We start from the raw sequence: 18,138 nt of genomic DNA, 5'->3' as shown, positions 1-18,138 counted from the left end.
GCAGGCTGATCTCATGTCGATCATGCTGCCGCCCGAGGTCGCCGAGAACATTGCCGAGGTCTTCGAGGAGCGCGGGCTCCAATGGCTGGCGGATTTGCCGAAGGTCATCGCCGAGCGTTGCGCCGCTTGGGAGTTGGAGGTTATCGGGGAGGCTTTCGGGGGTGGAACGCATTCCTACGTCGCGCCGGTGCGGCGGATCGATGGATCGGTCGCGGTGTTGAAGATTCCGGTGATCGATCCGGAGAACCTGGGCGAGGCCGCGGGACTGCATTGCTATGGCGGCGATGGCGCGGTGCGGCTCTACGAATTCGATTCCGGCACGAATTCGATGCTGCTGGAATGGGCGCGGCCGGGCAGTCCGCTGCTCGTACAGCCCGGATTTCCGAGTCTCGAAGGGCGGCCGGAGAATATCGGCCTGATCGAGCAGGCGTGCGCGCTGTACCGCCGATTGCGGCGCGAGCCCGCGGCCGTGCCCGCCGAATTCCCGCCGCTGCCGGAGGCGGCCGGGATGGTGGCCGAATGGGTGGAGATGTTCACCGCGCCGGAACCCGATATCGCACAGGTGATTCCGGATCGACTACTGGATCGCGCGCGGGAATGGTGCGAGCGTTTGGCGGTGCCGGACGGTCCGCTGCTGGTGGTCAATCGCGATACCCATCTGGGCAATATCGTTGCCGCCGAACGGGAGCCGTGGCTGCTCATCGATCCCAAGGCGTATCTGGGTGAGGCGGCGTTCGACGCGGGTTTCCTGGTGATGATCCAGGTGCAGGGTGATCCGGTGCCCGAACACGCTGCGGCGGTGGTTGATCGGACCGCGGCCGCGCTCGGGGTCTCGGCCGAGCGCGCCCGGGGCTGGGCGTTCATGCGTGCCATGGAGGAGATCGTCTGGGCGGTCGAGGATGACGAACCCGATGATCTGCGACTGCATCTCGCGGTCGCCCACGCGCTGGTGTAGTCGTCAGCGGTTGTGCTGGTCCTTGTTGACCAGATAGCCGACGGTGGTCGGGATGAACAGCGCCAGGCCCCACGGCACGGCCACCCAGAACGGCCAGAAATAGCCCATGCCGGTGGCCAGCCAGATGAGCGTGACCAGGATGCTCACGAAGACCCAGGGTGTCCACATGATCTTGACCCAGGTGGGGAACACCCCGGGTTCCTTGGCGATCGCGGGTCGCGACTTGGCATTGCGCTGTGCCGGCAGGTCGGACAGCACCGGCGTCAGTTCGCCGTAGGTTCGGGCGGCGTAGACCTGCTGCACGCGCTCGTCGAATTCGTGCAGATTGATCCGGCCGTCGTCCATGGCCGACCGCAGTTTGGTGACGATCTGTTCGCGGTCTGCATCGGAGGCCCGCATGTTCTCCTGGCTCACGATCCTCAGCGTAGGGCGGTCGGCGGCCGTTCGCTGCCCCGATTGTGCAGGGGAGTAGGAAAATTCACGCGCAGTGCAGGGCGGCCAGCAGCGTGGTGAGGATGGGGGAGGGGCGAATATCGCTGCGCACCACCGCCGATACCGGTATGCGCAGCGGATGTCCGGTGAGCCGCAGGGTCGCGATGCCCTCGGTATGGCTGTCCGCGTACAGGATGGTCCAGGCGTCCGGCCGGTTGATGAGTTCCATGGTGGCGGTGTGATCCGGCGGAATGGGCGGGCCGTAGGCCGGGCCGGTGGGTAGATCGGCGAAGGCCGAGCGCACCACATTGTGCAGCAGCACCTGATCGTGTTCCCCGGGGAGCAGCAGCGGGTACGCGCCGAGCATGGCGAGGGTGACATCGGTGCGGCCCGCGAGCGGATGCGCGGTGGAGGTGGCGATGACCAGATCCTCGACCCAGAGCTGTTGCACGGTGAGCCCGGGCTGATCCACGCTGCCCCGGATGAGAGCAAGATCACAGTCGCCGTCCGCGACCGCCTGAATGCGCTGGCGGAACGGTTTGATGACGAATTCGATCTCCGCGCCGGGATGCGCCTCGCGCGCTCCGGCGATGGCGGACAGCGATCTTGTTGCGAAGCTCATATTGGCGGCGAGGCGAATTCGTGGGCCGGAGGCCCGTACAGCTGCGCGAATGGCGGATTCCAGGCTCAACATTTGCTTCGCAAGAGGAAGTAGCCGAGTGGTCGCGTCGGTGGGTACGACCGATCTTGTCGACCTTTCGAAGAGCGGTACGCCAAGATCGCGTTCCAATCGCGCGATCTGATGGCTGATCGCTGATTGCGAAATGAAACAGCGGGTGGCCGCGCGGCTGAAGCTGAGCTCCTCGCAAACGGCCACGAAGTAGGCCAGCTGTCGCAGCTCCACGGCACTTCTCCAATTCATGATCAATCTAGATAAGAGTCATATTGATTATGCGCCCTGACCCCTGGAACATTCACGTTCCGAATCGCGGTTAGTCATGAGAGAAGGAGGCTGTCATGTCGTTCGCGGGTGCGGGTGTAGAGACCGTAGAGGTCGTCATTGTTGGTTCGGGCTTCGGTGGGCTTGCCGCCGCCAAACAGCTCAATAAGTCGAAGGTTCCCTACGTTCTTATTTCGAGTACCCCCGAACATCTCTTCCAGCCGCTGCTCTACCAGGTCGCTACGGGTGTGCTGGGCTCCGATGAGATCGCCCCGCCCATCAAGAACATCCTGGAGCATCACCGCAACGGGCAGACCCGCGTCGGCAAGGTGACCGCGATCGACGCCGAGAACGCGATCCTCACCTATGAGACCGCCGAGGGCCCGAAGCAGATCCGCTACGGCTCGCTGATCGCCGCCACCGGCGCCAGCCAGTCCTATTTCGGCCGCGACGATTTCGCCGAGAAGACCTACTCGCTCAAGACCATCGATGACGCGAAGGCGCTGCGCGCGCAGATCGATCGCGTCTTCACCGAGGCCAAGACCGCCGATCCCGAGACGCGCCGCCGCCTGCTCAGCTTCGTGGTGGTGGGCGCGGGCGCGACCGGTGTCGAGGTCGCGGGCCAGCTCAAGGAACTCGCCAAGCGCTACTACGACACCGATGATTCGGTCGTGCTGGTCGAGGGCGCGGGCGTGGTGCTGCCCCCGTTCGGCGGCGGGCTGTCGGAGTACGCGAAGGGCTCGCTCACCAAGAGCGGGGTCGAGGTGCTGGTCGATACCTTCGTCACCGATATCGACGAGGGCAAGGTCACCGTCAAGAGCAAGGACGGTGTGGAGCGCGGTATCGCCGCCGAGACCGTGGTGTGGTCGGCGGGTGTGCAGGTCGGCGGTTTCGCCGAACTGCTGGCCGAGGCCACCGGCTGTGAAACCGACCGTGCCGGACGGCTGCTCATCAATCCGGACTGCACCGTGGGCGGGCACGCCGATATCTACGCCATCGGCGATATGACCTCGCTCAAGGGCTACCCGGGCCAGTCGCCGGTGGCGATGCAGGAGGGCCGCCACGTCGCGGACATCATCCGCGGCAAGAAGCAGGCCGCCACCGAATTCAACTACTGGGACAAGGGCAGCATGGCGGTCATCAGCCGCTTCAGCGCCGTCACCAAACTGAACGACAAGATCAAGTTCACCGGCACCATCGCCTGGTTCACCTGGCTCGCCGTCCACCTGTTCTACCTGGTCGGCTTCCGCAACCGCTTCGCCGCGGTGTTCTCCTGGCTGGTCGCCTTCATCGGCACCGGCCGCCCCGGCTTCGCCGAGGTCGAAAAGACCACGGAGGCAAAGGCTCTGGAACCGCCCCGCGCGGCCTGACCCGCCTCCGTCCCGAGCCGCCCGGTAGTCCCCACCGGGCGGCTCCTTGCTGCCCGAACCTGTCGGTGGCCCTCGGTAAGCTGCGGTTATTCGACGGGGAGGGAGAATTCGAATGGGGAACGGAACTTTCTGGGAGCGAGAGCAGTTGGCGCCCGGCACGCCGGAAACTCTGCTGTGGAAATCGTTTTCGGCGGCGTTGGGTCGGACACTGTTCAACCTTCCGGCGGAAACATACCTGTCGCTTACCGCGCGTGAGTTGTCGGCGCAATTCATGCGGGGCAGCACTGAGCTCTACTGCGAAGTCGTGGTCGACGTCGGTGCGGGAGAGGCGGCGGCCGTGGCGGCGTGGCTGACCGCACAGGGCTGGGATGAGCCCGATTCGGATGCTCCACACAACTGGCGTCGCGGATTGCCATGCTCCGCAGCGGTTTCCGACTACGAGCAACTGGCCACGCTCGTTGTAGCGGTGCAGCGTGAAGTCCAGAGGTTATGGCTGCCAGCGGAATTGACGACGGAGACCCGGACCGTCGAAGCGCGGCAGGCTCCTTCGAGTGCGGTCGCGGATCCGCTCGCCGATGTGTATCCGTTGCTGAAGCCGGGCGGCTGGCCTGACGCCGCGCATGCGCCGCATTTCACCTTCGGGTCGGAGCTGCAGCGCATTGTCGTCTCCTACGCACACGATCGGCCCGATTCGTATCAGGCGATCCTCGATGGCCATCCGGAGGCCGATGATGAGCGGCTGCCGGATCGAGCCATGGCCAATCTTGCCGCGCTGCACTACGAGTGGCAGTTCACCGAGTTGCAGTGGCTACGCATCGCCCATTTCTCCGGGTACGACTTCGCCGCGGAGAAGCTGTTCGATCCGGCCGCTATGCGCCAGGCGCATCGACTATTGGGAACCGGGGAGATGATCGTCGCGGTACCCCGGCGCACCGTGCTCTACGCGTTCCCGCACAGCACCCTGGACACGATGGAGTCGACGCAGCAGATGCTGCGCTTGGTCGAGCGCACCTATGTCGACGATTCCCACGGCCATGCCGCGATCACCCCGCTGCTGTTCGTGGTGCGCGACGGTACACCGGTAAGTGTGCTGGATCCTGCTGACCAGGCTCCAACCCGCAGGCATCATCGGGCGCGCTAACCTGCGGATATGGGTGTTCCTACAACGCGTTTGCTGGTGTTGGCGGTGGTGCGGCTGCTGGGGCCGGTGCACGGGTATGACGTGCGGCGGGAATTGTTGTCCTGGCATGCGGATGATTGGGCGAATGTGAAGCCTGGGTCGGTGTACGGGGCGTTGAATACGCTGGCCCGGGACGGGCTCATCTCGGTGGGGGAGGTGGGGCAGGAGGGGGCGCGGCCCGAGCGCACCACCTATCGGCTGACGCCGGAGGGGGAGAAGCAGTTCGGGGAGATGCTGCGGGACGCGCTGTTCGACGCCGATCAGCTCAAGCATCCGTATTTCGCCACGGTGGCGCTGTTTCCGCATGCCCCCAAGCAGGATGTGATCGCGGCGTTGCGCAGCCGGATTCTGAAATTCGAAGCGGCACTGGTGTTTCTGGAGCGGGAGGAGGAGCGGATTCTGGCGGGCAGCGGTAAGCCCGAGGAGGCCGAGCCCTATCACGTGGCCGATGCCATCCGGCTGTCGGCCGATCACACCCGGGCGGATCTGGAGTGGTCGCGGCGCACGCTGGCGCGTATCGAGCGCGGTGAGCTGGACGTGTGGACCGACGGTAAGGGTGGTTCCTGGTCGGTGCCGACGATCAGTTAGTCAAGTTTTAATAGTCAAGCTTGACTATTAAAAATATCGTTTCTACCGTTGGGGTGTGGAAACGACACTCGAGCGACGCCACGACGCGGACCCGGCCATCCGGGTTCGCGGGCTGGCTCGCACATTCAAAACCAAAACCGGTGCCGTGCAAGCGGTTTCGGGTATCGACTTCGATGTGTACGACGGGGAGATCATCGGGCTGCTCGGGCCGAACGGGGCGGGCAAGACCACCACGCTGCGGATGATCTCGACCCTGCTGGCGGCCACGGCGGGCGAGGCCACCATTGCCGGGGCGGATCTGCGGACCGCCGCGCGCACCGTGCGCTCCCGCATCGGGTATGTCCCGCAGGGCGGATCGACCTCGGACTATGAACTGGTCGACGATGAATTGGTCTTGCAGGCAAGGCTTTTCGGCCTGTCCAAGGCCGAGGCGATGGCCAATGCGGCGGAGCTGGCCAAAGCCCTGGAGTTCGACGGGCTGGGCCGCCGCAAATGCGGTCAGCTGTCCGGCGGTCAGCGGCGGCGGGTGGATATCGCCCTGGGCATGGTGCATCGGCCATTCCTGATCTACCTCGATGAGCCGACCACCGGGCTGGATCCACAATCGCGCGCGAACCTGTGGGAGCACATTCGGCGACTGCGCGATGAGGGCACCACCGTCGTGCTGACCACGCACTACCTCGAGGAGGCCGACGCCCTGTGCGATCGGGTGCTGGTCATGGATCACGGTGAGATCGTCGCGCAGGGCTCACCCGAGGAGCTCAAGCGCAGTATCTCCGGCGATGTGATCAGCCTCGAAATCGACAGCGACAGCGCCGATCTCGCCATGGAGATCGCCGAAGCCACGGTCGCCGTGCGGAGCCGGTTGCGCACCGACGGGCATGAGAATGGCCATGCCGGAACGACTCTCGTACATCTGACCGTCGACAAGGGGGATGCCGCGGTGGTGCCGCTGCTGCACGCCCTCGGCGATCGCGGTATCGCCCCGGGTGCGCTCACCATCAAACGTCCCAGCCTGGATGACGTTTTCCTCACCCTCACCGGCCGTTCGCTCCGGGAAGGAAACCACTCATGACATTCCTGCGCGATACCGGTCTGCTGTTCTGGTCCCAGCTCCGGTCGAATCTGCGAAATCCGGTATGGGTCATCATCGGATTGACCCAGCCGATCCTGTACCTGGTGCTGTTCGGCCCGCTGCTGAAGGGTGTGGCCGGATCGTTCGGCGCGGATCCCTGGAAGCTGCTCACGCCCGCGCTGGTCATTCAGATCGGCCTGTTCGGGGCCATGTTCGCGGGTTTCGGCATTGTCGGCGAATTGCGCGCCGGTGTGGTCGAACGTCAGCGCGTCACCCCCGCCCCGCGCGGTGCGCTGCTGGTGGGCCGGGTGCTCAAGGATATGGTCGTGCTCATCGTGCAGGCGCTGGTGCTGGTCGGGGTGGCCATGGCGGCCTTCGGTCTGCGCCCCGATCCGCTCGGCCTGGTGCTGTCGGTGCTGCTGATCTCGGTCATGGCGGCCGGACTCGCCTCGGCGTCGTACGCCCTGGGTCTGTGGGCCAGGGAGGAATCGACCCTGGCCTCGGTGCTGAATTCGGTCTCGGTCCCGATCATGCTGCTGTCCGGGATTCTGCTGCCGATGAATGTCGGCCCGACCTGGTTGCAGAATATCGCGAAGGCGAATCCGTTCTCGCACACCGTCGATGCCGCCCGCGCCCTGTTCCGCGGCGACTTCGCCTCCTCCGACGTGTACGTCGGTACCACCGTCACGGTGGGCGTGGCCCTGCTGCTCATGGTGATCGGAGCGCGTAGCTTCGCCCGCGAGAACGCGTGACGACAGCGCAATTCGCTCCGGCCCCGCACCCCGGGGTCGGGGCGATTCGCGGTGTCATCAGGTATTTCGCTCCCGGTGAAAGACCTTGACCTGAACCGAGGTTCAGGTTTCACGATGGGATCATGACCAAGCAGAAGCGAGCCCTGATCACCGGGGCTTCGGCGGGATTCGGGCGAGCGGTCGCGCTCGCGCTCGCCGAACAAGGGTGGCGATTGATCATTACCGCGCGCGGTGCGGCGGAGCTGGACAGGGTCGCCGCCGCGACCGGAGCGCGGGCGGTGGCCGGAGATATCGCGGATCCCGGTCACCGCGAACAGCTGGCCGCGGCCCTGGGATCCGATCCGCTGGACCTGGTGCTCAATAACGCGAGCGCACTCGGCCCGAGCCCGCTGCCGACCCTGGACCGGCTCGCGCTCACCGACCTGAGCGCCATCCTGGAGACCAATGTCGTTGCGCCCCTGGCGGTACTGCAACTGACCCTGCCGCTACTGCGCGCCGCCGACGGCGTGGCGGTGAACATCAGCTCGGATGCCGCCGTCGGCGCGTATCCGGGCTGGGGTGGTTACGGGTCGTCCAAGGCGGCGCTGGATCAGCTCACGGCGGTGCTGGGCGCGGAGCAGCCCGAGCTGCGGATCTACAGCTTCGATCCCGGCGATATGCGCACGGCCATGCATCAGGCGGCGTTCCCCGGTGAGGACATCTCCGATCGCCCGGAGCCGGAGACCGTGGTGCCCGCCCTGCTGCACCTGCTCGACACCCGCCCGGTGAGCGGCCGCTATGCGGCCTCGGAACTGCCGGTGTCGTCATGACGGTCGAGCTGGAAGCGGTGGAATTCACCCTGCCGGACGAGTTGTCGGCGACCAGTCCGCCGGAGGCGCGCGGGCTGGCGCGCGATGCGGTGCGCCTGCTGGTCAGCGACGGCGATACGGTGACGCACGCCCGCTTCCGCGAGCTGCCCGATTTCCTGCGCCCGGGAGATCTTGTGGTGGTCAACAATTCGGCCATGGTCAATGCCGCCGTCGCGGCCCGGTACGGTGCGGACGCGGTGGTCCTGCACTTCTCCACACGACTCGATGACGGCGGCTGGGTGGTCGAACTGCGTGATCCGCGCGGTACGCCGTGGACCGGAGCGCCGCCGGAAGCCGATGTGCCCGTTCTGATTCCGGGCGGTCACCGGGTGCTGCTGCGGGAACCGTGGTTCCCGGGCGCGGTTCGCCTGTGGATCGCGGATCCGGACACCGATGTGCCCGCGCTGCTGCTGCGGTACGGCCGGCCGATCACCTATTCCTATGTCGCCGAACGCTGGTCGGCCGATTACTACCGCACCGTCTTCGGCCGCGAGCCCGGTAGCGCCGAAATGCCCAGTGCGGGTAGACCTTTCACCGATGCGCTGGTCACCGAACTGGTGGCGCGCGGTATCGGCCTGGCCGCGATCACCCTGCACACCGGTGTCTCCTCACCCGAGACCGGCGAGCCGCCGAACCCGGAGCGCTTCGCGGTACCCGCGCTCACCGCCGAATTGGTGAACCTCACCCATGCCATGGGCGGCCGGGTGGTGGCGGTGGGCACCACGGTCACCCGCGCCCTCGAATCCGCCGTCGGGGCGGACGGTCTGGTGCACGCGGCGTCGGGTTGGACCGAGCTGGTGCTGGGCGGGCATCATCCCGCACGGGTGGTCGACGGCCTGATCACCGGCTGGCACGCACCCGGTGCCTCACATCTGCGTCTGCTGGAGGCGGTCGCCGGACCGGAGGTGGTGCGGCATGCCTATCGCATCGCGCTGGACACCGGATATCTGTGGCACGAATTCGGCGATACCGCGCTGTTGTTCGCGGACCGACCCGGCGCGGACAGGCCCGCGAGCGAGGCGTAGAGTCGCCATCTCCGGCGCTTGCGGGGCACTCGATTCGAGGGCTCGGGCGGGGGGTGTACCCACTCGGGATACGAGCATCAGTCCTGGTAGGGAACGTTTCGTAGCGGTCGGATGAACGCGCGGTGTGGTCTGCGTCGCGTTCACCGGACTGGCATCGAGAGGCCATCCGGCGGTCGCTCCGGCGCAGTCTGGGACTGGCTTGATCAACCGTATGACCACCAAGGCAGCGTCGACTTCCAGCCTGCTCCCACGCGAGTCATATGTTGCTCCGGAGCCGCCCCGCACCACCGGCCGCTCCCAGTACTCCCTGGTTGTCGCCTCCGATGCCGAGCATCGGGAAGCGGCGCAGCGCCTGCGGTATCAGGTGTTCGCCGCCGAACCGGGCTTCAGCATCCCCGATAACGGCACCGGCCTGGACGCCGACCGTTTCGATGAGCATTGCGATCACCTGCTGGTGCGCGATGAGCTCACCGAACAATTCGTCGGCTGCTACCGCATGCTGCCGCCGGACAAGGTGACCGCCGCCGGCGGCTACTACACCGCGACCGAATTCGATTTGGCCGCACTGGATCCCACCGGCAACCGAATCGTGGAGATGGGCCGCGCCTGCGTGGTGCCCGATCACCGCAACGGTTCGGTGCTGACCCTGATGTGGGCGGGCATCCTGCACTACATCCAGCTCACCGGTTACGACTGGATCATGGGCTGTGTCTCGGTGCCGATGCAGGCCACCCCGGCCGACGCGCCCGGTGTGAACGTGCGCGGCGTGCGTGACCTGCTGCTGAAAAAGCATGCGCTGCAAGCCGATCGGCATGTGCGTCCGTACAACCCGGTCGTCGTGGACGGTCGCACCCTGGACGAGCTGGAAGCCCCGGCCCGCCCGAAGATGCCGCCGCTGCTGAGCGGTTACCTGCGCCTGGGCGCGGAGATCTGCGGTGAGCCCGCACACGATCCCGAGTTCGCCGTCGCCGATTTCGTCGCCCTGCTGGGCCTGGACACCATCAACACCCGCTACCTCGAGCGCCTGCAGGGCGCGGTAGCCACTCTCGAGCGGTGATGACTCATGATGCCCGCCTTCCTTTCTCCCGGTTCCGGTGCACTCGAATGCCCGCCGGCCGCCCCGACCGCGCACGCCTGGATGCCGTCCAGCCCGTGCGGACCCGAATGCGTCGAAACCGCCCCTGAGGCAGGCCGTTTGCGGTTCGCGGCCCGGATCGCGGGCATCGGCGCGGTGGCGGTCTCCTTCCCGATCGCCTATCTGGCCACGCCGCGTCGCTTCCGCGGTCGGCTGCAAACGCGGTATGCCCGAACCCTGCTGTCCTGCTGTGGAATTCAGGTTCGCGTCGTGGACCGGCGCGGTGCCGTGCCGGAACCGCGCGGCACGCTGGTGGTGGCCGGTCATATCGGCTGGACCGATATCATCGCGCTCTCGGCGGTGCAGCCCACCGCCTTCGTGGCCCGTGCCGACATGATCGAGTGGCCGGTGCTCGGCGATATCGCCCGTAAGGTGCGTGTCATTCCGATCGAGCGCGAACGCCTGCGCGAACTGCCCGGGGTGGTGCAGCGCATCGCCGAACGGCTCGCCGCGGGTGAGCGCATCGGCATCTTCCCGGAGGGCACCACCTGGTGCGGCCGGGCGCACGGCCGCCTGCGGCCCGCACTGTTCCAGGCGGCCATCGACACCGATACCCCGGTGCAGCCGATTCGCCTGCGCTATCTGGATCGGCACGGCGAGGTCTGCACCGTCCCGGGTTTCGTCGGCATCGACACCATGGCCGATTCCTTCCGCCGGGTGCTGCGCTCGCGCGGCGTGGTGGCCGAGCTGGTGCTGCAACCGCTGGAACAGCCCGGAACCGATCGCCGTGAACTGGCGCAACGGTGTGAGCGGGCCATTCGCGGTGACGCGGTGGACCGCGCCTTCGCCGATATCGTCGGCCGCGACGAACCCGGTTCGGACCGTACCGAATTGACCGTGCAGGCCCCCGAACACCGGCACCCGAAACTCCCGGTTCGGGTCTGACAGCCGCCGCACCCGTCATCCCGGACGAACATCGATCGGCCGGGATACCGGGGACGGTGACGCGAACTCTGTCACCGCGTGCCGTGCGCACGGGTTTCGGGTAGTCGCGAGCCGGATGTTTGCGAAGATGGCGACATGTCTGAAGCGCCCGGGCGTCTTCGCGCCATCCACAATGCCGCTCTGCTGGTCGAATTCGCGGTCCAGCGCGGGCTGCCGCTGCGGAATGTGTTGACGGGAACGGGCATAACGCCGGACGATCTCAGCGACCCGGACGTCATGATCACCTGTGAGCAGGAATTCGCGCTCATGCGAAATATCGTGGCGGGCACCGATGACGAACCCGGTCTGGGTTTGCTGGCGGGCATGCTGTGTCATCCGACCAGTTTGGGAATCTGGGGTTTCGCGCTCAGCACCAGCGCCACCCTGCGGCAGGCGCTCGAACTCGGCCTGCGCTATCTGGATCTGTCCTTCGCGGCGGGTGAGATCCGGCTGGAAGCCAAAGGCGCACAGGTGGAGATCATTCGGGACGACAGCGCGGTGCCGCCCGAATTGCGGCGGTTCACCCTGGAGCGGGATATGGTCGCGATCGGCATCACCCAGCAGGATCTGCTGCCGCTGCGACTGCCCGCGGTGCGGCTGGAACTGGCGCTGCCCATGCATCCGATGTACGAGGCGGTCTCCACCCTGCTCGGTGTCTCGGAAATGATCTTCGACGCCACCCGATCGGCGCTCACGGTGCCCACCGCCGCGCTGGAACTGCCGCTGCCGCAAGCGAATCCGGCCAGCATGAAGCTCTACGAGGAGCAGTGCGCCGAGATCGTGCAGCGCCGCCGCAATCGTTTCGGGGTCAGCGAGCAGGTGCGCGAGCTGCTCATCCACCGGCACGGACTGGCCGAACAGTCCGATATCGCCGCGGATCTCAGTATCAGCGTGCGCACGCTGCGCCGCCGACTCGCCGCCGAGGGCACCACCTTTCGGGAACTCAGCTCCGAGACCATCGGCCTGCTCGCCGAGGAACTGCTCAGTACCGGCCTCACCGTGGAGAGCGTCGCCGATCGGCTCGGCTATGCCAGCGTCTCGGCGTTCGGCACCGCGTTCCGCAGCTGGCGCGGTCAGACGCCGGGCCAGTACGCCCGCGAGAACCGGCTGCTCACACCGCTGCGCGGGGTGCGCTGACGCATTCGGTCAACTGCCCTCGGGGGGTTGTTCGGTCAGAATGACCTCCGGTGTCAGGACGCCGTCGATCAACTGCTGTGCCACCTCCGACAATCGGGTGCTGCGGCGTCGTCCATATCCGCGCAGTGCCTGGAAGGCCCGGTTCATATCCAGATTGCCCGCCTGGGCGAGCATGCCTTTGGCCTGTTCGATGGCGACCCGGTTGACCAGCGCGCTCTGCAATTGTCCGGTGAGTACCCCGGCGCGGTGGATGGCGCGTTCCTGCAGAATCCCGATGGTCGCGATATCGGCGAGTGTCTGCGCGACGCGAATATCCCTGTCCGGCAGTCCGGTCGGCTCCCGGCCGAAGAGATTCAGGGCCCCGACGGTTTCCTGGCGCAGCCGCATCGGAAACGCGTGCACCGTGGTGAAGCCTTCCCGGAGCATGCGCGGACCGAAGATGGGCCAGCGATTCGGATCGGTGGCCAGATCGTCGGAGAATATGCGCTGCCCGGAGCGCACGCAGTCCCAGCACGGACCCTCGCGGGCTTCGATCTGGAAGCGTTCGAGGGCGCCGCTCTCTTCGGAGGAGGAGGCCAGCACATGTAACCCGTCGCGCTGGTCGGCCATGAGGATTCCGGCCGCGGCGGCGCCGAGGAGTTCCACGCAGCGGGTGACGAGGCCGTGCAGGAGCTCCGCGACGTCGTAGTCGTCGACGAGGGTGTCCGCCATCTGTACGAAGGCGTCCAGCAGCCGGGGCTCCCGATCGTGGTTCGTCTGTGAGGCGTTGGACATGCGGAATCTCCTGACTCCCGTTCTCGAGGGTGGTGCGACAGCGGCGATTCGAGGCGCGCTGCACGACCGGATACCCACTTACGACCGCCATACCCGGTTCGTGCTCTGAATCGCTGCTAGGCTGAGTTGTGGTCTCCACGACCGCTGTCCTTGACCCCGGCAGTCGATTCGCATCCGCGCGACGACAGAGGGTGTCACAGTGCATAACGGAACCCAGCTCCGTACTCCGGCCGGTGGCGACCCCGCGCGCAGCAGAGGTCGCGGCGGCGACAGCTACGACGACATCGAACCGCTGCTGATCGAATTGGCCGGTACGGACCCCGCGGATCCGCACCGAAAAGTCCTGCGGGAAGCGGCGATTGCGCGTTGTCTGCCGCTCGCCGAACATATCGCGCGCCGATTCTCCGGGCGCGGTGAGACTTTCGACGATCTGCTGCAGATCGCCCGGCTCGGGCTGTTGCACGCGGTGGATCGTTTCGATCCGGGTTTCGGCTCGGGCTTCCTGGCCTTCGCCATTCCGACCATCATGGGCGAGGTGCGCAGGCATTTCCGGGATTTCACCTGGTCGGTGCGAGTTCCCCGGCGCGTCAAGGAGATTCAGCAATTGCTCGGCCCGGTGACCGAAACGCTGACCCATCGGCTGCGGCGCGCGCCCACCGCCCGCGAGATCGCGGCCGAGCTCCAGGTCGATATGGAGGAGGTCACCCAGGCGCTGGTGGCCCGCAATGCCTACCAGGCCGCCTCGATCGACGCGGCCATCGAGAACGAGAACGGCAATACCGCCATCGCCCTGAATGAGGCGATCGGTACCGAGGATCCCGAATATCGGCACGTGGAGGACTATCTGGCGGTGCGGCCGCTGATCGCGGAGCTGCCCGAGCGGGAGCGGCGCGTACTGGTGCTGCGCTTCTTCGAATTCCGCACCCAGAACGAGATCGCCGAGTTGCTCGGCGTTTCGCAAATGCAGGTCTCGCGCATTCTGTGCCGGACCCTGGACACCCTGCGCGAGCAAGCCCTCCGCGATTGATCGAACCGTTTCGGCCGGGGTGGACCGGGCATAGCCGGGGTGACGAAAGGTGATACCCGGTGGCAATTCTTCTACAGCACCCGGACGGCTCTGCGCTCGAATGCGTTGCGGTGGCGTTGGGTTGGGATGCCGAGCGCACCGTCGCGAACAGGATCGACCTGAATATCGCGGCGCTGCTGTTCGGCGGTGACGCGTTATTGGATGTGGTTTATCACGAGCAACTGCTCTCCCGCGATGGTTCGGTCCGCCATACCGGCGACAACCAGACCGGGGAGGGCCGGGGCGACAACGAGGTCATCTCGTTCAATCTGGCCCAGCTCGCACCGGAGGTGACTTCGATCATGGTGGTCGTGACCTCCTATACGGGGCAGAGCTTCGAGGACATCGACAACGCGTACTGCCGTCTGCTCGATATCGACAATTCGAACGAGATCACCCGGAACCTGCTCACCGGCGGCTCCTATACGGCCCTGGTGATGGGCAAACTCTTTCGCACGCCGGAATTCTGGGGCTTCGATGGAATCGGGGTCGGCATCTCCGCGGTACACGTCGCCGAGGCCGTTCCGCACGCGGCCGCGTATCTGGCGCCACTGCCGTGAGCGCCGCGCTCTCGGCCGGTCGGCGACGCGCGCACACCGTGCACCAACTTCCGGCGCGGCCCGGGGTGTGACATGGTGAGCGTCCGAAGGAGGATGCGATCGATGTCCAGCGGGCACATGCGGCACCGGGAACTCACGGTGCTGCTGGTCGAAGACGATAAAGCCGACGCGATGCTGGTCGAGGAACTGGTCGCCGAGGTTGCCCTCGAGGTGCGACTGGACTGGGTGCGCAGTTTGGCGCTCGCCTGCGAACGGCTGGCGGTGGCGCCGCCGGATTGCGTGCTGCTCGATCTGCACCTGCCCGATTCCGATGGACTCGAGTCGCTCGCGCGCATCCGGGCGGTGAACGACGACGTCCCGGTGGTGGTGCTGACCGGACTGGATCAGGAGCGCAATGGCTCGGCGGCGGTGGCCGCGGGTGCGCAGGACTATCTGGTCAAGGGGCGCGTCGAAGCCGAATTGTTCGGTCGCGCTGTGCGTTACGCGATTCAGCGCAAACAGGCCGAGCGGGCGGCGGTGGCGCTGCGGTCCGGGCAGATGCGGGCGCGGGAGAACGCCCGGCTGGAGCGCGGCCTGCTGCCCACCCCACTGTTCCGCGGTGATCCGGCGGTGGATGTGGTGTCCCGGTATCGGCCCGGTCGCGCGCATTCGCTGCTGGGCGGCGATTTCTACGATGTGGTGCAGCAGTCCGACGGTACCGTGCACGTGCTCATCGGCGATGTCTCCGGGCACGGCCCGGATGAGGCCGCCACCGGGGTGGCACTGCGGTTGGCCTGGCGCACACTGGTTTTCAGCGGGATCACCGGGGTCCGGCAGTTCCGGCTGCTCGATGAGCTGTTGCGCGCCGAACGCACCGGGCCGCATACCTTCGCCACCCTGACCACGGTGACCCTGCTGCCCGGCAGCCATACCATCCGGGTCATGCGGGCCGGTCATCCCGGCATGCTGGTGCGCACCGGCGAGCGGGTGTCCTGGCTGGAGGTGCCGGGCGGCCCCGCACTCGGATTCTTTCCGGGACAAGCGGATTGGCCGATACACGAACATGCGGTACCGCCCGGGGCAGGTCTGGTGCTGTTCACCGACGGACTGTTCGAAGGGCATATCGGCCCGGGGGACGAGCGTCTGGGCGAACAGGGTCTGCTCGCGCTGGCGCGCACGGTGACCGCCGAACGCCCGGACGATTTCCTGGACGAGCTCATCGCCCGCGCCGAGTCGCTGGCCGAACAGCGCGGCGGCCTGGCCGATGATGTCGCGGCCATGTACCTGCGCTGGACCGCGGACCGCCGATGAACAGAACCGATCGGGTGCTGAACCGGACCGGTCATATGACCGTGCAGGCCTGGTTCCAGCTGGTGCTCGCGCTCATGGTGATCGTCGCGGTGGCCGGGTCCGGGGTGGCCGGTCTCGCCATCGCGCGCACCACGACGGTCTCGGATCGCCTCTCCGGCCAGCTTCAGCCCGCCGCCACCGAGGCGTACCGCTTGCAGGCCGCACTCACCAACCAGGAGACCGGGATTCGCGGTTACGCCATCGCGGCCGATCCGCAATTCCTGGCTCCCTACACCGAGGGCAGGCAGGATGAGGCGCGGTCGGTGGCCCGGCTGCGCGAACTCCTGCACGACCGGCCCGAGCAGTTGGACGATCTGGACGCGGTGGAAAACGCCGCGGACATCTGGCGCCGCGACTTCGCCGAGCCGACCCGCGTCACCGTGACCCCCGGCGCCCCGCGCCCGCTCGACAGCGCCGCCGCCGCGCGCGGCAAAACCGAGTTCGACGAGGTGCGAACACGATTCGCGACCCAGAGCACGAATCTGGCCGCGGCCGTACGGCAGGGCAATCACGATCTGATGCGGCAGCGCACGGTGCGCAATGCCGCCCTGGTCGGCATGGTGACCGCGTTCCTGCTGACCGGGCTCGCGCTCATGATGCTGGTGCGGCGGTTGATCGCCCGCCCGCTGCACGCGCTGCGCACGGCGACCGAGCGCGTCGCGGACGGCGATTTCGGCCATCGGATCAGCATTTCCGGACCCGCCGATCTCGCGGCGGTCGGCGAGGCGGTGGAGGGTATGCGCCGCCGCATCGTCGCCGAACTCGAATCCACCCGGGTCCAGGAGACCGCGCTGGCCGCGCTGGCCGCCGATCTGGACGCGCAGACGGTGGAATTGCGCCGCTCCAATGCCGAACTGGAGCAGTTCGCCTATGTCGCCTCGCATGATCTCCAGGAGCCGCTGCGCAAGGTTGCCTCGTTCTGCCAGCTGCTGGAGAAACGCTACGGCGATCAACTCGACGACCGCGCCAAGCAGTACATCGAATTCGCGGTGGACGGCGCCAAGCGCATGCAGGTGCTCATCCAGGATCTGCTGACCTTCTCCAGGGTGGGCCGGGTGGACGGTGATTCGGTTAGAACCGGGCTGGATCGGGCACTCGATCGAGCAGTGGCCAACCTGGCCTCGGCAGAGGACACCGGAATGCACCTGGATCGCCCGGAACAGCTGCCCGAGATCACGGGCGATCCGACGCTGCTGATCATGCTGTGGCAGAACCTGATCGGGAACGCGATCAAATTCCACCGTCCCGGCGTGCCGCCGGTGGTGCGGATCGGCTGCGAACCCGAGCCGGGTGAGCTGCCGGGATGGCGACTCTCGGTGGCGGACAACGGTATCGGTATCGAACCCGAGTTCGCCGATAAGGTTTTCGTGATCTTCCAACGGTTACACAGCAGGGACGAATACAGCGGAACCGGAATAGGATTGGCGCTGTGTAAGAAGATCGTGGAGTTCCATGGCGGCCGGATCTGGATCGATCCGGAGTACACCGGCGGGACCCGTTTCTACTTCACGCTCTTCGACGCTTCGCCGCGATCCGAGGAATCCACAGTCCCCGACAAGGAGTTTCGCGAGTGACGCAATTGGCCCGGCCCATCGACATCCTGCTCGTCGAGGACGATCCCGGTGATGAACTCATCACCCGGGAAGCCTTCGAGCACAATAAGATCGGCAATACCCTGCACGTGGCGCGGGACGGCGCGGAGGCGCTGGACTTCCTGTATCAGCGCGGCGCGTTCGAGCTGGCTCCGCGCCCGGATCTGATTCTGCTCGATCTCAACCTGCCGAAATACGACGGCCGCGAGGTGCTCGGGCGCATCAAGGAGGATCCCGAGCTCTCGCATATCCCGGTGGTCGTGCTCACCACCTCGGCCGCCGAAGAGGACATTCTGGGCAGCTACCAGTTGCATGCGAACGCGTATGTGACAAAACCGGTCGATCTGGACCAATTCGTGCTGGCCATCAAGCAAATCGATGACTTCTTCGTCCAGGTTGTCCGATTGCCCGGACGGTCGTGAATTCCGATCCAGGCGATCGCGTAGCATTCCAGAA

At 66.4% G+C, this 18,138-nt stretch carries 19 protein-coding genes; 16 read left to right on the top strand and 3 right to left on the bottom strand.

Annotation, left to right across the window (positions count from 1 at the left end):
* Window positions 1-13 precede the first annotated feature (13 nt).
* Entirely contained in the window at window positions 14-955 is a 942-nt protein-coding gene (locus tag ACFVUS_RS13785; RefSeq protein WP_387764851.1) for an aminoglycoside phosphotransferase family protein, read from the top strand.
* 3 nt (window positions 956-958) lie between these two features.
* On the opposite strand, the gene ACFVUS_RS13780 is transcribed toward ACFVUS_RS13785, so the two are convergent.
* Window positions 959-1,369 (bottom strand): DUF1707 domain-containing protein, encoded by a 411-nt coding sequence (locus ACFVUS_RS13780; protein WP_387764849.1) that lies wholly within the window; start codon window positions 1,367-1,369, stop codon window positions 959-961.
* Between the two features lie 64 nt (window positions 1,370-1,433).
* Entirely contained in the window at window positions 1,434-2,291 is an 858-nt protein-coding gene (locus ACFVUS_RS13775; RefSeq protein WP_387764847.1) for a LysR family transcriptional regulator, read from the bottom strand.
* Window positions 2,292-2,404: 113 nt separating this feature from the next.
* Between ACFVUS_RS13775 and ACFVUS_RS13770 the strand changes: the two genes are divergently transcribed.
* The 10 genes from ACFVUS_RS13770 to ACFVUS_RS13725 all read left to right on the top strand — a co-directional run bounded on the left by ACFVUS_RS13770 (window position 2,405) and on the right by ACFVUS_RS13725 (window position 12,361).
* Window positions 2,405-3,697: an NAD(P)/FAD-dependent oxidoreductase gene (locus ACFVUS_RS13770; RefSeq protein ID WP_387764845.1), complete on the top strand. Its 1,293-nt coding sequence runs from the start codon at window positions 2,405-2,407 to the stop codon at window positions 3,695-3,697.
* Window positions 3,698-3,809: 112 nt separating this feature from the next.
* Window positions 3,810-4,838, top strand: a complete 1,029-nt coding sequence (locus tag ACFVUS_RS13765; RefSeq protein WP_387764843.1) for a hypothetical protein — start codon at window positions 3,810-3,812, stop codon at window positions 4,836-4,838.
* 9 nt (window positions 4,839-4,847) lie between these two features.
* On the top strand, window positions 4,848-5,465 hold the full coding sequence (locus tag ACFVUS_RS13760) for a PadR family transcriptional regulator (protein WP_387764841.1): 618 nt from the start codon (window positions 4,848-4,850) through the stop codon (window positions 5,463-5,465).
* Between the two features lie 55 nt (window positions 5,466-5,520).
* Window positions 5,521-6,540 (top strand): ATP-binding cassette domain-containing protein, encoded by a 1,020-nt coding sequence (locus tag ACFVUS_RS13755; protein ID WP_387764839.1) that lies wholly within the window; start codon window positions 5,521-5,523, stop codon window positions 6,538-6,540.
* Window positions 6,537-7,292 carry an ABC transporter permease gene (locus ACFVUS_RS13750; protein WP_387764837.1) on the top strand — a complete coding sequence of 252 codons (756 nt, stop codon included), beginning with the start codon at window positions 6,537-6,539 and terminating at the stop codon, window positions 7,290-7,292. The genes ACFVUS_RS13755 and ACFVUS_RS13750 overlap by 4 nt, the downstream gene beginning before the upstream one ends.
* 122 nt (window positions 7,293-7,414) lie before the next feature.
* Window positions 7,415-8,101 carry an SDR family NAD(P)-dependent oxidoreductase gene (locus ACFVUS_RS13745; RefSeq protein ID WP_387764834.1) on the top strand — a complete coding sequence of 229 codons (687 nt, stop codon included), beginning with the start codon at window positions 7,415-7,417 and terminating at the stop codon, window positions 8,099-8,101.
* On the top strand, window positions 8,098-9,165 hold the full coding sequence (locus tag ACFVUS_RS13740) for an S-adenosylmethionine:tRNA ribosyltransferase-isomerase (protein ID WP_387764832.1): 1,068 nt from the start codon (window positions 8,098-8,100) through the stop codon (window positions 9,163-9,165). Before ACFVUS_RS13745 ends, ACFVUS_RS13740 begins: the two co-directional genes overlap by 4 nt.
* Before the next feature lie 211 nt (window positions 9,166-9,376).
* Window positions 9,377-10,222, top strand: coding sequence for a GNAT family N-acetyltransferase (locus ACFVUS_RS13735; RefSeq protein ID WP_375954967.1), 846 nt, complete (start codon window positions 9,377-9,379; stop codon window positions 10,220-10,222).
* A gap of 6 nt (window positions 10,223-10,228) precedes the next feature.
* Window positions 10,229-11,185, top strand: coding sequence for a lysophospholipid acyltransferase family protein (locus ACFVUS_RS13730; protein WP_387764830.1), 957 nt, complete (start codon window positions 10,229-10,231; stop codon window positions 11,183-11,185).
* Window positions 11,186-11,320: 135 nt separating this feature from the next.
* Complete coding sequence (locus tag ACFVUS_RS13725; RefSeq protein ID WP_387764828.1) at window positions 11,321-12,361, top strand: AraC family transcriptional regulator; 1,041 nt, start codon at window positions 11,321-11,323, stop codon at window positions 12,359-12,361.
* Between the two features lie 9 nt (window positions 12,362-12,370).
* Here ACFVUS_RS13725 and ACFVUS_RS13720 read toward each other — a convergent pair whose 3' ends face one another.
* Window positions 12,371-13,135, bottom strand: a complete 765-nt coding sequence (locus ACFVUS_RS13720) for a GAF and ANTAR domain-containing protein (protein ID WP_387764826.1) — start codon at window positions 13,133-13,135, stop codon at window positions 12,371-12,373.
* Between the two features lie 199 nt (window positions 13,136-13,334).
* Here ACFVUS_RS13720 and ACFVUS_RS13715 point away from each other — a divergent pair, with 199 nt between their 5' ends.
* The 5 genes from ACFVUS_RS13715 to ACFVUS_RS13695 all read left to right on the top strand — a co-directional run bounded on the left by ACFVUS_RS13715 (window position 13,335) and on the right by ACFVUS_RS13695 (window position 18,104).
* Window positions 13,335-14,162 carry an RNA polymerase sigma factor SigF gene (locus ACFVUS_RS13715; protein ID WP_387764824.1) on the top strand — a complete coding sequence of 276 codons (828 nt, stop codon included), beginning with the start codon at window positions 13,335-13,337 and terminating at the stop codon, window positions 14,160-14,162.
* 59 nt (window positions 14,163-14,221) lie between these two features.
* Window positions 14,222-14,761 carry a TerD family protein gene (locus ACFVUS_RS13710; RefSeq protein ID WP_387764822.1) on the top strand — a complete coding sequence of 180 codons (540 nt, stop codon included), beginning with the start codon at window positions 14,222-14,224 and terminating at the stop codon, window positions 14,759-14,761.
* Window positions 14,762-14,863: 102 nt separating this feature from the next.
* Complete coding sequence (locus tag ACFVUS_RS13705; protein WP_387764819.1) at window positions 14,864-16,051, top strand: PP2C family protein-serine/threonine phosphatase; 1,188 nt, start codon at window positions 14,864-14,866, stop codon at window positions 16,049-16,051.
* Window positions 16,048-17,664, top strand: coding sequence for a CHASE3 domain-containing protein (locus ACFVUS_RS13700; RefSeq protein WP_387764817.1), 1,617 nt, complete (start codon window positions 16,048-16,050; stop codon window positions 17,662-17,664). The genes ACFVUS_RS13705 and ACFVUS_RS13700 overlap by 4 nt, the downstream gene beginning before the upstream one ends.
* The gene (locus ACFVUS_RS13695) at window positions 17,661-18,104 is read left to right on the top strand and encodes a response regulator (protein ID WP_387764815.1); all 444 of its coding nucleotides are present in this window, start codon (window positions 17,661-17,663) and stop codon (window positions 18,102-18,104) included. The genes ACFVUS_RS13700 and ACFVUS_RS13695 overlap by 4 nt, the downstream gene beginning before the upstream one ends.
* Window positions 18,105-18,138 lie beyond the last annotated feature (34 nt).

Origin of the sequence: Nocardia sp. NPDC058058 (assembly GCF_042885355.1) — a bacterium.
GTDB lineage: Bacteria > Actinomycetota > Actinomycetes > Mycobacteriales > Mycobacteriaceae > Nocardia.
The sequence above is the reverse complement of the archived record's forward strand: the minus strand, read 5'-3'. Positions and strand labels throughout refer to the sequence as shown.

Excerpts from the sequence above, each read along its gene's own strand:
- ACFVUS_RS13705 (WP_387764819.1), top strand. The coding sequence starts at position 14,864 with ATGTCCAGCGGGCACATGCGGCACCGGGAACTCACGGTGCTGCTGGTC.
- ACFVUS_RS13765 (WP_387764843.1), top strand. The coding sequence starts at position 3,810 with ATGGGGAACGGAACTTTCTGGGAGCGAGAGCAGTTGGCGCCCGGCACG.
- ACFVUS_RS13760 (WP_387764841.1), top strand. The coding sequence starts at position 4,848 with ATGGGTGTTCCTACAACGCGTTTGCTGGTGTTGGCGGTGGTGCGGCTG.
- ACFVUS_RS13740 (WP_387764832.1), top strand. The coding sequence starts at position 8,098 with ATGACGGTCGAGCTGGAAGCGGTGGAATTCACCCTGCCGGACGAGTTG.
- ACFVUS_RS13730 (WP_387764830.1), top strand. The coding sequence starts at position 10,229 with ATGATGCCCGCCTTCCTTTCTCCCGGTTCCGGTGCACTCGAATGCCCG.
- ACFVUS_RS13785 (WP_387764851.1), top strand. The coding sequence starts at position 14 with ATGTCGATCATGCTGCCGCCCGAGGTCGCCGAGAACATTGCCGAGGTC.
- ACFVUS_RS13750 (WP_387764837.1), top strand. The coding sequence starts at position 6,537 with ATGACATTCCTGCGCGATACCGGTCTGCTGTTCTGGTCCCAGCTCCGG.
- ACFVUS_RS13700 (WP_387764817.1), top strand. The coding sequence starts at position 16,048 with ATGAACAGAACCGATCGGGTGCTGAACCGGACCGGTCATATGACCGTG.
- ACFVUS_RS13735 (WP_375954967.1), top strand. The coding sequence starts at position 9,377 with ATGACCACCAAGGCAGCGTCGACTTCCAGCCTGCTCCCACGCGAGTCA.
- ACFVUS_RS13770 (WP_387764845.1), top strand. The coding sequence starts at position 2,405 with ATGTCGTTCGCGGGTGCGGGTGTAGAGACCGTAGAGGTCGTCATTGTT.
- ACFVUS_RS13725 (WP_387764828.1), top strand. The coding sequence starts at position 11,321 with ATGTCTGAAGCGCCCGGGCGTCTTCGCGCCATCCACAATGCCGCTCTG.
- ACFVUS_RS13745 (WP_387764834.1), top strand. The coding sequence starts at position 7,415 with ATGACCAAGCAGAAGCGAGCCCTGATCACCGGGGCTTCGGCGGGATTC.
- ACFVUS_RS13720 (WP_387764826.1), bottom strand. The coding sequence starts at position 13,135 with ATGTCCAACGCCTCACAGACGAACCACGATCGGGAGCCCCGGCTGCTG.